The 15,013-nt window shown below is 37.9% G+C and carries 15 protein-coding genes; 5 read left to right on the forward strand and 10 right to left on the reverse strand.

What is annotated here, in order from left to right; genetic code table 11:
- Nucleotides 1-33: 33 nt before the first annotated feature.
- The 9 genes from Ana3638_RS25830 to Ana3638_RS25420 form a co-directional block, all read right to left on the reverse strand.
- Nucleotides 34-900 carry a GH39 family glycosyl hydrolase gene (locus Ana3638_RS25830; protein ID WP_161839646.1) on the reverse strand — a complete coding sequence of 289 codons (867 nt, stop codon included), beginning with the start codon at nucleotides 898-900 and terminating at the stop codon, nucleotides 34-36.
- Between the two features lie 105 nt (nucleotides 901-1,005).
- On the reverse strand, nucleotides 1,006-2,046 hold the full coding sequence (locus Ana3638_RS20235; protein WP_161839647.1) for an ABC transporter ATP-binding protein: 1,041 nt from the start codon (nucleotides 2,044-2,046) through the stop codon (nucleotides 1,006-1,008).
- Complete coding sequence (locus tag Ana3638_RS20240) at nucleotides 2,046-3,050, reverse strand: ABC transporter ATP-binding protein (protein ID WP_161839648.1); 1,005 nt, start codon at nucleotides 3,048-3,050, stop codon at nucleotides 2,046-2,048. Before Ana3638_RS20240 ends, Ana3638_RS20235 begins: the two co-directional genes overlap by 1 nt.
- Nucleotides 3,051-3,060: 10 nt before the next feature.
- Complete coding sequence (locus tag Ana3638_RS20245) at nucleotides 3,061-4,188, reverse strand: ABC transporter permease (RefSeq protein WP_161839649.1); 1,128 nt, start codon at nucleotides 4,186-4,188, stop codon at nucleotides 3,061-3,063.
- A gap of 16 nt (nucleotides 4,189-4,204) precedes the next feature.
- Nucleotides 4,205-5,188, reverse strand: a complete 984-nt coding sequence (locus tag Ana3638_RS20250) for an ABC transporter permease (RefSeq protein WP_161839650.1) — start codon at nucleotides 5,186-5,188, stop codon at nucleotides 4,205-4,207.
- A 177-nt stretch (nucleotides 5,189-5,365) separates the two neighbouring features.
- Nucleotides 5,366-7,372 (reverse strand): ABC transporter substrate-binding protein, encoded by a 2,007-nt coding sequence (locus Ana3638_RS20255; protein WP_161839651.1) that lies wholly within the window; start codon nucleotides 7,370-7,372, stop codon nucleotides 5,366-5,368.
- An 87-nt stretch (nucleotides 7,373-7,459) separates the two neighbouring features.
- Nucleotides 7,460-8,488 carry a substrate-binding domain-containing protein gene (locus tag Ana3638_RS20260; RefSeq protein ID WP_161839652.1) on the reverse strand — a complete coding sequence of 343 codons (1,029 nt, stop codon included), beginning with the start codon at nucleotides 8,486-8,488 and terminating at the stop codon, nucleotides 7,460-7,462.
- Between the two features lie 938 nt (nucleotides 8,489-9,426).
- Nucleotides 9,427-10,056, reverse strand: a complete 630-nt coding sequence (locus tag Ana3638_RS25415; protein ID WP_330588052.1) for a DegV family protein — start codon at nucleotides 10,054-10,056, stop codon at nucleotides 9,427-9,429.
- The gene (locus Ana3638_RS25420) at nucleotides 9,996-10,295 is read right to left on the reverse strand and encodes a DegV family protein (RefSeq protein ID WP_246240425.1); all 300 of its coding nucleotides are present in this window, start codon (nucleotides 10,293-10,295) and stop codon (nucleotides 9,996-9,998) included. The genes Ana3638_RS25415 and Ana3638_RS25420 overlap by 61 nt, the downstream gene beginning before the upstream one ends.
- A 222-nt stretch (nucleotides 10,296-10,517) precedes the next feature.
- Here Ana3638_RS25420 and Ana3638_RS20270 point away from each other — a divergent pair, with 222 nt between their 5' ends.
- On the forward strand, nucleotides 10,518-11,234 hold the full coding sequence (locus Ana3638_RS20270) for an ABC transporter ATP-binding protein (protein WP_161839653.1): 717 nt from the start codon (nucleotides 10,518-10,520) through the stop codon (nucleotides 11,232-11,234).
- Between the two features lie 424 nt (nucleotides 11,235-11,658).
- Here Ana3638_RS20270 and Ana3638_RS20275 read toward each other — a convergent pair whose 3' ends face one another.
- Nucleotides 11,659-11,844, reverse strand: coding sequence for a hypothetical protein (locus tag Ana3638_RS20275; protein WP_161839654.1), 186 nt, complete (start codon nucleotides 11,842-11,844; stop codon nucleotides 11,659-11,661).
- A 161-nt stretch (nucleotides 11,845-12,005) separates the two neighbouring features.
- Here Ana3638_RS20275 and Ana3638_RS20280 point away from each other — a divergent pair, with 161 nt between their 5' ends.
- From Ana3638_RS20280 to Ana3638_RS20295, 4 genes are all read left to right on the forward strand, one after another.
- Nucleotides 12,006-13,649: a recombinase family protein gene (locus tag Ana3638_RS20280; protein WP_161839655.1), complete on the forward strand. Its 1,644-nt coding sequence runs from the start codon at nucleotides 12,006-12,008 to the stop codon at nucleotides 13,647-13,649.
- 37 nt (nucleotides 13,650-13,686) lie between these two features.
- Nucleotides 13,687-13,857, forward strand: coding sequence for a sulfonate/nitrate/taurine transporter ATP-binding protein (locus Ana3638_RS20285; protein ID WP_161839656.1), 171 nt, complete (start codon nucleotides 13,687-13,689; stop codon nucleotides 13,855-13,857).
- On the forward strand, nucleotides 13,844-14,341 hold the full coding sequence (locus Ana3638_RS20290) for an ABC transporter permease (protein WP_202621518.1): 498 nt from the start codon (nucleotides 13,844-13,846) through the stop codon (nucleotides 14,339-14,341). The genes Ana3638_RS20285 and Ana3638_RS20290 overlap by 14 nt, the downstream gene beginning before the upstream one ends.
- 302 nt (nucleotides 14,342-14,643) lie before the next feature.
- Complete coding sequence (locus tag Ana3638_RS20295) at nucleotides 14,644-14,817, forward strand: hypothetical protein (RefSeq protein ID WP_161839657.1); 174 nt, start codon at nucleotides 14,644-14,646, stop codon at nucleotides 14,815-14,817.
- The last annotated feature ends 196 nt before the right edge of the window (nucleotides 14,818-15,013 follow it).

The raw sequence follows: 15,013 nt of genomic DNA on the forward strand, positions 1-15,013 counted from the left end.
CTTCATATCCGTATTCCTTAATTATATCAAGGCTTATTTTACCTGATGAACCAGACTTTCTACCGAGGGCACGGCTTTTTTAGCGCGGATCTTAAACGGGAATCCACCGCCTTTTACATGGAAAGTAATGAAATCCAACCTGGTACCCTTTTGGTTTGTATAGTAGTTGGCACCGCTTCTGCAATGCTCCAGGAAAAACCGGAAAAACTTCTTTGCATGCCCGTCTTCAAAAATACCGGTTACTGCCGGGCCGGATAATCTGGCTTCGGGAAGAACTGCATGAAATGCATGTTCCGTATAGTCAAATAATTTACAGTACTCTCCCGGATTTCCGTTCCAATAAAAGATGTCAGGTTCATTCCAGAGTTCAAAATACCAGGTATTTACTTCTTCCATACTATATTTACTGGCTAAATGCTTTATGGTTTCTTCAATCAAAAGATGCCATTTATCATAATCTTTCGGCGGACAGGTCCAGCCCACCTCTTTGTATTGATTATAAGCCTGCCAGCTTCCGTCTACGGGATTCAGATAATTCTTATCGACCAGATCCATTGGCATAAACCCGAGTTCAACAAATGGTTTATTTCCTGTTTCCAGATAAGCATCAATAATTTTGTCATAAAAAGTAAAATCAAAAACCGGATTTCCGTCTTCATCCTCCGTATATATATTGGTAGAGCCGAACTTATAAGTACCATGGCAATTTCCCGTACAGAACATAAAATGAGTACGGAAATAATAAGGGGAATCCTTAAGGTCTCCAAACTTTTTCAGCAATTCCTTACCCTCGGGGATATAGGTATAGTTACATTCATCATAACCAATATACCTCCAGTAATGTTCCTGTTCCCCTGTAACTTCCTCTGCTTTTACATTCATTTCAACCGATTGTTTCATATTATCCTCCATTCCTGCGCACGTTATTTGCACATCTGAAGCTTGTGCCGGGGATTACTTTAGACACAAACTTTATGAGCGAAAGGTTTGAAATATCTTTCACACTTATCTTATTTTTTTATTATTTAATTTTAGTTCTTTTATACCAGACAAACTTAAATCTTTTGCAAAATGACAGGCTGCCAGGTGTCCTGCACCGACTTCCTTTAGAGGTGGATACTCTTTTTTGCAGCATTCTTTCGCATACCTGCATCGTGGATGGAAACTGCAACCAGTGGGAAGTTTCGCCGCATTACCGATTTCACCGGGCAGCATAATCCTTTCGCTTTTTACTGTAGGGTCCGAAACCGGTATGGCAGACAACAGTGCTTCCGTGTAGGGATGCAGCGGATGGTAGAATAGCTCTTCCGTTTCAGCGATCTCAACCACCCTGCCCAGGTACATCACACATACCCTGTCGGATATATGTTCCACCACGCTTAAATTATGGGCAATGAACATATAAGTAAGGCCGAATTCTTCCTGCAAGTCTTGTAAGAGGTTTAATATCTGGGCTTGTATGGAGACATCCAGTGCCGAAACTGCTTCATCGGCTATTACAAATTTAGGCTGCAGGGACAGTGCCCTGGCTATACCGATCCTCTGCCTTTGTCCGCCGGAAAACGCATGAGGATAACGGTTTAAATGCTTCTCTTCCAAGCCAACTTTCGTAATCAGCTCCCGTACCCTGTCCGTAATATCACTCTGTTTAAAGGTTTTCGCCAATACCATAGGCTCTGCAACGATATCAAATACTGTCATCCTTGGATTTAAAGATGTGTAAGGATTCTGAAAAATCATCTGGACATATCTTCTCATAAATCGCAGCTCTTTCTTATCCAGAGCTGTAAAATTAATCTGCCTATCATCAAAATGATAAATTACTTTCCCGGAAGTCGGTTCCACAATCCGGAGTATGGTTCTTCCCAAGGTGGTTTTACCGCAGCCCGATTCACCCACAACACCTAATACTTCGTTTTTATGTATGGTAAGTGTAACGTCATCCACCGCTTTCACTAAACCGACCTGCTTCTTCATGATACCTGCTTCAATGGGAAAATGTTTTTTCAGTTGTTTTATTTGAAGCAAAGGTTCTTTTCCCTCCATTACCGCACCTCCGTATTGTATTTAAAGCATCTCACGAAATGACCGTTTCCCACTTCTGTTAAGGATGGGATTTCATTTTTACACTTTTCACATATCTCATCACACCTTGTTTTAAATCCACATTCATCCGGTGGATCTAAGGGCACCGGAACATTCCCCCTTATGGCGTTTAACCGATCTTTTGTTTTATTTCCCAAAACCGGCATGGATTTTAATAAATTCTTCGTATAAGGATGAATCGGATCTTTAAATACATCCATTACACTTCCGCTTTCAACGACCCTGCCCAGATACATGACTGCAATTTTATCGGCCATTTCCGCTATAACACCCATGTCATGGGTAATATAAATAATTGACATATTAAATTCGGACTGAAATTTTTTCATTAAATCCGTGATTTGTGCCTGTACCGTTACGTCAAGGGCTGTTGTCGGTTCATCAGCGATCAGTATCTTCGGTTTATTCACTAATGCCATAGCTATCATTGCCCTCTGGCACATTCCTCCGGAAAGTTCATGGGGATAACTGTTGAATCTTTGTTCCGGATTGGGCATACTTACTTCTTTTAGCATGGAAAGGCAGATTTCTTTCGCTGCTTTTTTATCTTTTTTAATCTGGTGTACCATAACAGCTTCCATCATCTGTTCCCCTATGGTGTAAACCGGAGCCAGACTCGCCATAGGTTCCTGAAAAATCATGGAAATATCATTCCCTCTTAACTTTCTCATTTCCTTACTGTCAGGTGCATAATTTACCAGATTGATGGTACCGTTTACTCCGCCGTTATAAAGGATTTCTCCTCCTAGAACTTTTCCGGGGTTCTGGACAGTTCTTAAAATGGAATGTGCCGTCACACTTTTTCCGCAACCGCTTTCTCCTATAATTCCGATTGTTTCATTTCGCTTCAAGTTAAAAGTAACATCATCCACTGCTTTTAACATACCGGTATCCAGCTTAAAATAAGTTTTCAGGTTTTTAACCTGTAAAATATAATCTTCCATACATCCTCCTTTACTTATAAGGGTCGGCTGCATCCCGGAGTCCGTCACCAATAAAATTAAAAGCCAATACCGCTATAACAACAAAGATTCCAGGAATCATCATCCAGGGATACAAGGAAATCGTATTAATACTCTGCGCATCCTGAAGCAAAACCCCAAGACTGACAATGGGCGGTGTTAATCCGATTCCCAAAAAGCTTAATGAAGTTTCCGCCAGAATCATATTGGGTATGGCTAAAGTTGCATTTACAATCAGATAGCTGCTGAAAGAAGGAAGTAAATGCCGCCTGATAATATAGGCATCCGCCGCTCCTCCGACCCTTGCAGCCACTACAAAATCTTCATTCTTAAGTTCTAAGATCTTGCCTCTTACAACCCTGGCTAAACTGGTCCAGCTGATTAAAGATAATATAATGGTTATTGCAAAATAAGTTTTTAAGGAGGACCATGAGCTGGGAAAAGCCGCAGCAAGAGCCATCCATAATGGTATATTAGGCATTGACATTAAAAATTCAATGATTCTTTGAATCACGGTATCAACAATTCCTCCATAATATCCCGAAATTCCGCCGATAACACAGCCCAATATGAAAGTGAAAACAACTCCGAGAAGACCGGTACTTAAAGATATTCGGAGAGCTCCTAAAACTCTGGAAAATAAATCTCTTCCTGAAGTATCCGTTCCAAAAAGGAAAAATACATCTTTATCCGGTGTTCCGAAAAAGTGGATGTCACTTTTAATAAAACCCCACATTTTATAGGGATCACCCTGGTAGAAAAAAGATAAATAATGTTTTTCTTCCGTATTTTCCGTATAATATTTTTTCCAGGTAACAGGATCCTCTTCCTGCTTTAATCCATAGACAAATGGTCTTAGGGAAAAATTCCCTTCCGCATCAATAAAATGAATATGGGTAGGTCCAATACTAATGGCTGATGTACTTCTTTTGGCCATATCCTGGGGCGCGAAGAACTCGCTGAATATACCAAGTAAATATAAAATGCAGAGAACAGTAAACGCTGCCAAAGCCAGCTTATGCTTTTTAAACTTCCTCCACATGAGCTGGTACTGGGTCTGCATATAATAGGAATCCTGTTTTGATATCTTACTTTTAAGTTTTTTATTCCATGCAATCATACGCTTTCCTTATCTCCTAATCTATTTTAATTCTCGGATCCACTACAACCAGAAGAATATCCGATAGAAATGTACCCACTACGGTTATCGCCGTTAACATCAGTACACTTGCTCCTGCGAGGTACATATCCTGGGACAACAAAGCTTTATATAACAGGGAGCCTACCGTAGGTATATCCAATACGATTGCGGTTACTGTTGCCCCGGAGACAATGGAGGGAAGAATACTTCCTATGGAACTGATAATAGGATTTAAGGCTACTCTCACGGGATATTTATAAATCATTTTATTTTCTTTTAATCCCCTTGCCCTGGCTGCCACAACATATGGACGTTTTAATTCGTCCAAAAGTGTAGCCCGCAGTATACGTATTACATTTGCCATACTTGCAAGACCGATTACAAATACCGGTATCGGGAGATGTTTGACCAGGTCCTGTACCCTTGCAAAACTCCAGGGAGCATTCTGATATTCCGGGGAAAAGAATCCACCGACACTGATTCCCAGATAATGATTACTGTAATACATCATAATCAGGGCAAGAAAAAAGCTTGGAGTTGCAAGGCCAATGAAACCAAAAACAGAAAAGACATAGTCGCCGATAGAATATTGGTGGCGGGCTGAAAAAATACCGATCGGAATTGCACAGGCATACGCAAAAAGCAGGGTTATGGCAGATAGCAGAATTGTCATCGGCATACGTGTGGCAAGTAACAATCCCACCGACTGTTTCCATTCAAAAGACTGACCGAAGTCACCCTGCAGCATATTTTTCATCCATATAAAATATCTTTGCCACATGGGACTATCCAGTCCATATTGGGTTCTAAGGCTCTGCACGACCGAATCATCCACCTTACCCATCTGCTGCTGCAAATTTGAAATATAGGAAGTCAGATAATCTCCCGGCGGAAGCTGTATTACCACAAAAGCGAAAACTGACATTACCCATAATAAGATAACCATATATAGAAGGCGCTTCAAAAAATACCGTCTCATTTATTAGATTCCTCCTTTCTTTCCCATCTGTAATAGGTAATTACGAAACTATTTAATTTTTTGTTTACTTTGCTTCGCAATCATTTACCCTTTGGAAAGGTGCCTGGAAATATAGTTGTGAGCAATCTTTCCAGACACCTTTACTTATGGCAAAGTTTCTGTCCGATACCTGATAACCTAATTTTTAAAATACCAGGTATCTCCGCGATATGGTTTCCAGAAGTTATAGTCACTTGCAAAAGTACCTTCCGTAGGTGTATTACCCAGGCGGTTACTGATAATTACAAGTCTCGGTGATACACTGACACCGATAGCCCAGCAGTTATCACTGATCCTTTTTAAGATACTCTCACCCAAAGTCTTATATTCCGGATTATCCGAGGACAAGGTACCGAATTTCAGACAATCGTTTCTTAAGGTATCAATATCTTTAGGGGGCTGTTCTCCGTTAGCACCGTCACTGTCCCACCAGTCCTTGTAAGCCCGCAGAAATTCTAAATCATCAAATGCATTACCCGGCCTTAATCTGCTGAATGCACCTGAACTTAAATTAAATTCACCCACACTGTCCATGGTAAAAGCCTGCATGCTCCTGTCATTACTGATTCCTCTCTCAAGGTAATAGGATCTTTCCTCCTGCTTAAGCGTGACCTTTATACCGACGGTATTCCAATATTCACATGCAATTTCACTGATGGGTGCAAATTCTTCTATTGTTTCCAGGGTTATATTAAATTCTTTGCCATCCGGCAATAACCGTACCGTTTGGGAAGAATTCCACTTTAATCCGCAGGCATCCAGAAGCTCATTTGCTTTATCCGGATCATATTCTGTGTTGGCCGTTTCAAATTCCTTTTTCATAAAGGAAGTATTAAAGGAAGCCGTAGCCTGCCTTACCGTTCCCTTATTATAATACAGCGTTTCATTGATTGTGTTTCTATCCAGGGCTATACTCATAGCCTGTCGAAATTCCAGCTTATTAAAAACTTCCCGGAGGGTCGGATCTTTATCTGTTAAATTAAAAGTAAAAGCACAGTCGGAACCTCTGGTATTATCAAATAAATATACGGTATAATTACCTGCTTTTTCATTTTCCTTTAACATCGTGTAGTCACTGACGGGCAGAGGATTTTCACCTGCCGCATGTATTTCCCCGCTGATTAATTTTAAAGCACGGACACTTGCATCCTGAACGATTAAAGCTTCCTGTTCATCTATGTACGGCAGCTGGTTTCCTTCCTGGTCAACTACATGATAATAAGGATTACGGGTAAAAAATTTATTGCCCTGTGCATCAATCCGGTTTAATACCCACGGATAAACATCCGGGGCGTTACAGTCTGTCTGTGCCTGGGAATTATCTATATGAGCCTGGAAACATAACACCCAGGATTCATACCCCTCTTCTTTTGCCAAAGTATCCGCTTTTTCGTTATATTTGATATGATATTGTTTCAGGTATTTGGAAGGTGCGAAAAATGACCGGATAATACCCGTCGAATAGCGGGCCATAGTAATTTGGAAGGATGGATTGGGTTCCTTAAATTTTATGTTTAAAGTATACGGGTCTGCCTGTTCATAAACCATTACTTCTCCGTTGGTACAATAAGAAGCATCTATAGACGGATTAACATCCTTATTCAGCAATACCTCATTATACCAGAACATAAAATCATCCGTTGTAAAATCATCCCCGTTGGACCATTTCATCCCTTCTCTTAAGTGCAGGGTATATTGGGTAAAATCCTCGTTTACATCATAAGATTTTATTAGATTCGGTTTAAATGTCTTTAAATCTTTCTCAATGGTTAACAAGGACTGGTAACGAAGACCCTCGGTATCAACCTGACCGGTACTTGGACCAAAAGCTGCTCCCACATAGGTTCCTCCGTAGGTACCGATTTCATTTACATTTACCACTGCCGGTTCTTTCGGCAGTCTTTCTTCAATCGGCGGCAATTTACCTGACTTTACTTCTTGGGCTAACATAGGAGCCTCTTTATATTGTCCTGTTCCCACTCCTTTACCGCCAATCGCATTTTCCTGATTTGTTGAATCAGATTCCTGCTCAGATTCAACTTCAATCTTTTTATCGACCTTTGTTGTTTTCCCCCCACATCCTGTTAAAGCTATCATCAGTATTGTAATGACTGCTAATAATCGAATAATCTTTTCTGTTTTCATAAAAAGCTCCCTTCCATTCACAATAAAATGCATTTACATCCAAAAAGACTTCTCATTCAATGAATGAATTTAACCGGTATCAATTTCTTATATTTTTTGTAAAGTATCTCTTGTAATTAGAATTGGCCTAAGAATGATTCTTTTATCAACTGAATATCCGCTATCATCGGAAATACGATCCATTAGTGAAAATACTTCTGCAATCATCATGTTAGCATCCAGTGAATAGGTTGTGAGATTAGGGGCAATCTGACTTGCAAGCGGGATATTATCCACGCTCAGTACCGAAACATCCCGGGGTACACTAAGCCCCTTGGCTTTTAATGCCTGTATCATTCCTATAGCCATCCAGTCATTTGCTGCAAAGACTGCAGTAAACTTCCCCTCCCGGACTAATTTTGCAACTACTTCCCCTGCTCTGTATCCACCCTCAAAATTCATTTTTTCTGTAATAATGGTAAATTCCATTCCCTGCTTACGTGCACCTCTTATAAATCCGTTTCTCCGATAACAGGCTGAAGCATATTTATCTGGACCTGTTATATGAATCACTCTTTTATGTCCATAAGAGGATAATACTTTTGCCGCATTTAATCCAATCTTAAAATGGTCAAAATAAATCTGGATAAAATCATCATGCTCCGGATAATTTTCAAAGGATATCACCATAGAAAATAAAGATTTGATTTTTTTAAGGTCCTCCTCTTCCAGTTTACCAATCATAAGTAATGGAAATTCCGATGTACCATTCGATATATTTTCCAAAGTCAAGGGTACAATATTGATGCAGTTTTTAGCAGAATAACAGGTTAATTCCATCAGTAATCTGTTATAAAACGGATCGTTACTTTTAATCGTTGGAGAACATAAAAGGTTTACATATTGGCTTTTAATATAAGGAGCAATATAAGTTCCTTTTCCTTCATACTTAATTAGAAGTCCCTCTTCTACCAATTGGTTGATTACTTCCCTTATCCTTTGTCTGCCTACTCCGATTTTTTCCTCCAGGGCTCTCTCTGATTCTATTTTCACTAGCCGATCTGCTTGTATCTGCTTAAATTCATTGCGTAGATTATCAATAATCCATTTGTTTTCCTGGTTCATATTAATAACCATACCTTTCTCACAACCTGCAAACTTTGAGCCGCAGGCACAAATTTGCGTGTGATAAATTCATTTTTCACACTAACCGCCATGTTATTTCCAACGCGCCTCATGTTTGGGCCGAGGATTTCGCAGGCACAAACATGTGTGTGAATTATGCCTTTCAATAATTCACACTAACGCCCATGCTCTTTGGGCATAAATCCTGAAGAATAGCGTCTTTTGCTATTCTTTTAATGGCTCGCATGTTGTTGGCGAGACTATTCACACTACCTCCATACCTCATAAGCACCTGATGCCTCGTTTGCTAAGCTCTTATTACCGACTTACCTGCTGTTTTTCGAGCATTTTTTCTATGCAATATGCACATAATATATTCCATTGACATCATGTGCATATTGCACATTTTCTTTGTTTGGTTTAACCCAAACAATGTATTTTTTAACTTATTTTTTGCTATAGATTCCCTCCTTTATATGCTTTTTGTACATATTTTTCAGTTGTTTTTGAATTTATTTAGATAAATTCACCACATACTAGCATGGTATTTAATCTATGTCAAGCTTTTAGATAAATCTTTTTTAAAACAATTTCATTTTTAGCATTTTATACATAATAAGAGAATACTGAAAAAAATGATAAAGTGCATCTATGAACTTTTATGTTGTATAACGGTAGATACGATTCATTCAGTTGCTGGGATTTTTGGCAATCAGAAATAAAGCTAATTCAAGACAACGGCTTAGAAGATTTAGATAATCTGGTTACTTTACTTTCACGAAAAAAAAATAGACTAAACATTATACTGAACTGACCTCCCATGTGTTAGATTTTGATATGTATCCCCTTTACTGGACAAAACCAGCAAAGGGGTACATATCATTTTGGTCTAACATATAGGGGGTCAGTTTAATAAGTGTTTAGTCTGTTTTATTATTAATTATTCGATTTTATCTGTTCTCTCCGAAGTAACATATTCCGATAGCACCTGGGCCGGAATGTGCTCCAATACTTGGGCTGATTGTATTAATTATGATATTACCGGTATGAAGTTTTTCCTTTATCAGGTCTGCTACATATTCAGCATCTTCCAGAGCATCTCCGTGAACAACACAGATTGTATTATCTTCATCTTTATATTTTCCAATCTGCTTTTCCATATTACTTACTATGGTAGCCAGTGACTTTTTACGTCCTCTTACCGTCCCTGCCGGAACTAAAGCACCGTCATTGTTAACTACCAGAATAGGTTTAACATTAATCATACTTCCAACAATTGCTGTCATTTTTGATACTCTTCCGCCTCTTTGCAGGTGGAATAAATCATCCACTGTAAACTGTATACAGAAATTAAGCTTATGTGTTTCTATCCATTCAGCAATTTCATCAATACCTTTACCGGCTTCTTTCAACTGAACCGCTTTCATGATCACAAGACCTTCACCCATAGAAGCATTCATAGAATCCAAAACAATTATCTTTGCTCCAGGGTTCTCTTCACAGATTTCGATTGCTCCGGTTACGACATTGCTATGCCCCCGCTTAATGCAGAAGAAAAACTGATATGCAGAACATCCAATCCCTGATTAACATAGTTCTGAAAAGTTTCCCTTATTACAGCCGGATTACTTGCCATAGTTGTTGGCATAAAACCTGCCCGCATCTTATCATAAAATTCCTTTGGCGTCAGATTTATCTCATCTCCATATGTAATGCCGTCAATATCATAATAATGGGGTATAATTCCTATATTTTTCTCTTTAATAAATTCCGGTAATAAATCGCAGTTAGAGTCTGCGGTAATGACAAAATCCTTCACTATATCCCTGTCTCCTTTTACTATGAATTATGTAAACAACTACTTCCTTATTTTACCCGATTTATCACTATTATGCAACTAAATTTTGGCAGTTATTCATTGTTTATTTATTTATATTTTATATTTTTTTTATTTTTTTCCCATAATCTTTATATTTTTCAGCAAGTAACCCTATTAATCCGGTTTTCATATAATACTGTATAACTTAATTAGGAGGAATATATGGGAGAACTATTAAGAATTGACCACGTAAGTTATAACTACCATAGCTTAGAAGGCGAGACACCTGCATTGTCGGATGTGTCCCTTCATGTAAATGACGGTGAATTCCTCGCAATTGTAGGACCCAGTGGATGTGGTAAATCAACTCTTTTATCACTGATAGCAGGGCTGTTAAACCCTGACACCGGTGGTATTTATATAAATGATAAAGATATCAAGTCATCCGGTAAGAATATTGGATACATGTTGCAAAAGGATCATCTGTTGGAATGGCGTTCTACTTTACGTAATCTGACCTTGGGATTAGAGATTCAGCATAAATTAACGGAAAGCAGTTATGTTCTAATTCATGATATGCTTACCACCTACGGCCTGGTAACCTTTAAAGATGCAAAACCGTCGGAACTATCGGGTGGAATGAGGCAGAGAGCTGCTTTAATTCGTACTTTATTAATGGAACCGGATATTTTGCTGCTTGATGAACCATTTTCAGCTCTGGATTATCAAACGCGAATCGAAGTTTCTGATGATATATGGGGGATTATTCGGAAAGAAAAGAAAACTGCTATTTTAATCACCCACGATATATCGGAAGCTATCTATACTGAAATATATGTAACACACATGATTCTACAACTTTCACCATTTTCTATCAAATTGCATATAATAATAAAAAACATAAAGGAGAGTGTAGAATATCATGTTAAATGGCACTAATAAGTTGCATCAGAATGAATGCCCTTCCTGCAGAGATCCCTGGGGGCCTCCTTTCTGGGGACCGGGACGAGGCAGACCACCTTGGGGCCAGGTCCCGGCAGACCACCCTGGAGTCCGGGCAGGCCGCCTCATCATCATGGGCCGGGCAGACCGCCTTGGGAACCCGGCAGACCATCTCACGGCCCGGGCAGACCACCTTTTGGATCTAGACCTTATTAAGGATAATAAACGGTAAGTACCATGTAGCGATTCCTATTTACCTTCAGATTCATACGATTCATATATTAAGAATTGGCCATTCTTACTAAATTAATTAATCATAGTTCGAACATTATCTGTACTGCGTACAGTTTATATAAATATAAGCAGTTATTTGACCGGAGCTTATTAAATAAAGCAAAGCAGGGAACTAAATGGTATCATATTAATTCCCTGCTTCTTTTTGCCCTTTTTCTTTTTGCTCTTTTTCTATTAACAGCTCAAACAATTTTATCCGAATGGGCTCAGGCTGTTTCATTAATTCAGAAAATATGATTTCGGCAATAACAGAACTTTTTATTTCATTTATGTAATCTTTGGCTTCCTCTGTATTATTTATTATTATCTTCAACCTTACCTCCCCTCCCATCGATAATATGTATGCATACTACTTGTACTTATTGCCAATAACAAGTGTTTTGACTTAACGGCTTGCTTCCGTATATTAGTTTACCTATGCGATAGGTATTTTTACCTTGATCTGCTGATATATTTCTATAGGAGGTGAAATTAATGAATATAGCTATCTATAGCAGGAAATCGAAGTATTCCGAAAAAGGTGAATCTATAGACAATCAGATTCAATTTTGTAAGGATTATGCTAAGATGCGCATGTCCCATATCACGGAAAAAAACTTTTTTATCTATGAGGATGAAGGGTTTTCAGCTGCAAATACATTCCGTCCGCAGTTTCAAAAACTGATTAGTGATATAAAAAGCAGAAAAATAAATATACTTATGTGCTATCGTCTGGATCGAATAAACAGAAATGTATCCGACTTTTCCAAAACACTGGATTTATTAGAACAATACGATGTTTCTTTTGTATCTGCCACGGAAAATTTTGATACGGCTACACCTATGGGCAAAGCAATGATTTATATTGCTTCTGTATTTGCGCAGTTGGAGAGAGAAACTACAGCCGAACGTGTCCGGGACAATATGCTTGCCCTCTCTCATACCGGCAGATGGCTTGGTGGAGTCACGCCGTATGGTTATAAATCCGAAGCAATTCTTTATATAGATGAGGATTATAAGGAACGGCAGCTTTTTAAATTGGTGCCTGTGGAAACAGAATTAATAACGGTAAAGCTTCTTTTTTATAAATATATGGAACTGAAAAGTTTGTCGCAGGTAGAACAGTATTGCCTTACAAATCATATAAAAACTCAAAATAATAATGATTTTACCAAAAGTTCCATTTCGTTAATCTTACAGAATCCCACCTATTGCATTGCAGATAGCAATACATATGATTATTTTAGGTCCCTGGGTTGTACGATAGCAAATGCTGCTTCTGAATTTGACGGCAAACAGGGTATTTTATGTTATAATCGAACCAAACATCAATCCGGTAAAAAGCAGAAAAAGCGCCCTTCAACTGAATGGGTAGTGGCTATCGGAAAACATGAGGGTATCATTAGCGGCAAAGATTACACACTTGTCCAGAATTTAATTAAAAATAATAAAATAAAAGGATCTCCCCGTGCAGAAACTTCTTCCGTGGCTCTTTTTTCCGGTAAAATTATTTGTGAAAATTGCGGTTCCAGGTTAAGAGTTAAAAATATACATAGAAACGGTAATAAGGTTAATTTCTGTTATGCCTGCGAAATGAAAGTTTTATCGAAAAGTTCCAGATGTTCTATTAGCAACATTCCCGGAAAACAATTTGATAACCGAATGCTGGAATTGGTTAAAGATTTACTTGAAACAGATGTTCTTACTTATGATTACATTCCCTATCTGAAAAAAAAAGAATCTTTCATTCTGGGAGCAACACAGGAAAAAAACAATCGTTTATATGCCCTTCGCCAGGAAGAGCATTTGATCCGAAATTCAATACAGAATATTATTTTTCAAATAGGGCAAAGAGATAATTCCTTAGCTGAAAAATATTTGATTCCCAAATTAGAAGGATTGGATAACGATCTGTCCAGAGTTCAAAAGGAAATTAGAGTTTTAACAAATGACGAAAAAAAGAACGAAACCCAGCAATATAATATACTCTCCCTATATCATGATTTCACTCATTTGGGTTCCCTTATAGATACCTCAGATATTGAGCTGAAAAGATATCTTCTATATGCCCTGATAGATACCGTAAAATGGAATGGGAATACTGCCTGGGTAACTTTAAAGACGAAAAGTACGGTGTAAATTTAGTATTTAAGTAGTGATAGCTGAAGCTGTTTCCATGGCTGACCGTATCATTGTCCTTACAAGCCGCCCCGGAACTGTAAAAAAAGTAATTGACGTGAATTTAACTGTTGATGAGAAAACTCCATTTCGTGCCAGAAGCGCTCCCGAATTTAAGGATTACTTCAATTTAATATGGAAGGAGTTAAGCCAGAATGAAATTAAATAAAAAAAAATTACTTAATTCAACTCAGCTTTCTCCTACCCATAAAGCATATCTCTTAAATTATATAAAAAAAATGCATAATGTCCGTATTTATCAGATGGTCATTATCGTTAGTTTTTTATTGTTATGGGAAATATCCACCCGTATAGGAATAGTGGATTCCTTTATTTTCAGCAGTCCTTCCAGAGTTATCCGCTGTTTTGTCGAAATGGCAGCTGACGGAAGTATTTTTTATCATATCGGAGTTACTTTAATCGAAACTTTTGTGAGCTTTTCGCTAGTTATTATTATAGGTATTTTAACTGCAATTATTTTATGGTGGAATGAAAGTCTGGCTAAAGTGTTAGAACCTTATTTAGTGGTTTTAAACAGCCTGCCCAAGTCTGCACTTGCACCGGTATTTATCGTATGGCTGGGAAATAATATGAAAACTATTATTGTAGCTGCCGTTTCGGTAGGTAGTGTTTTACCAGTACAAAAGTATTAAGGTTTCATTATTTTTAAAAGTATTTCCAAGTCGTATTTCTTCGATAATAATAATGAAAGAACATTGATTAATTTTTCAATATCCATATATACCTCTTCCATCTATAATTTTATATAATATATCAATCCAAATAGGTTCATAGAACCGCCGTAATTAAAACAGTTAAGAACCCCAGCTATTCCATAACAACCGCCAATGATATAACCATTAAAGTAAAATGTATACTTTTTACTTTTCTGTAGATACTAGCATACTAATAGGCAATTGCCAATAGTATACTAAACTTGAAAGGAAAGTGATTTATGGATAATTTTAAGGACAATAAAGGTACACCGACCAAACGTACCGGTTCAAAAAATAAAACATCCCTTGATAATAACCTTTATTCTAAATTTGATGAAAATGATATTTCGGACAGTGATAACCTCAGCAGTATCGTTAATGAGATAGAATATTCTGAGGAAACAGATTTTTAATCTGTTTCCTCTTTCGTATTTTGAATTCATTTATCATATATTTAAATAAACAGTGATAATAATATACTACTGAATACAAAAAATAACTAAAAAAATCATATGTTTGCCGAGACGGCACCGGAAAGGTTGAAAGAAAATATGTAGGGAAAGGATGCCATTTAATTTTTTCAACTTTATGGCAGTAACACATCTGCAT

This window comes from Anaerocolumna sedimenticola (assembly GCF_009931695.1).
Lineage (GTDB): Bacteria > Bacillota > Clostridia > Lachnospirales > Lachnospiraceae > Anaerocolumna > Anaerocolumna sedimenticola.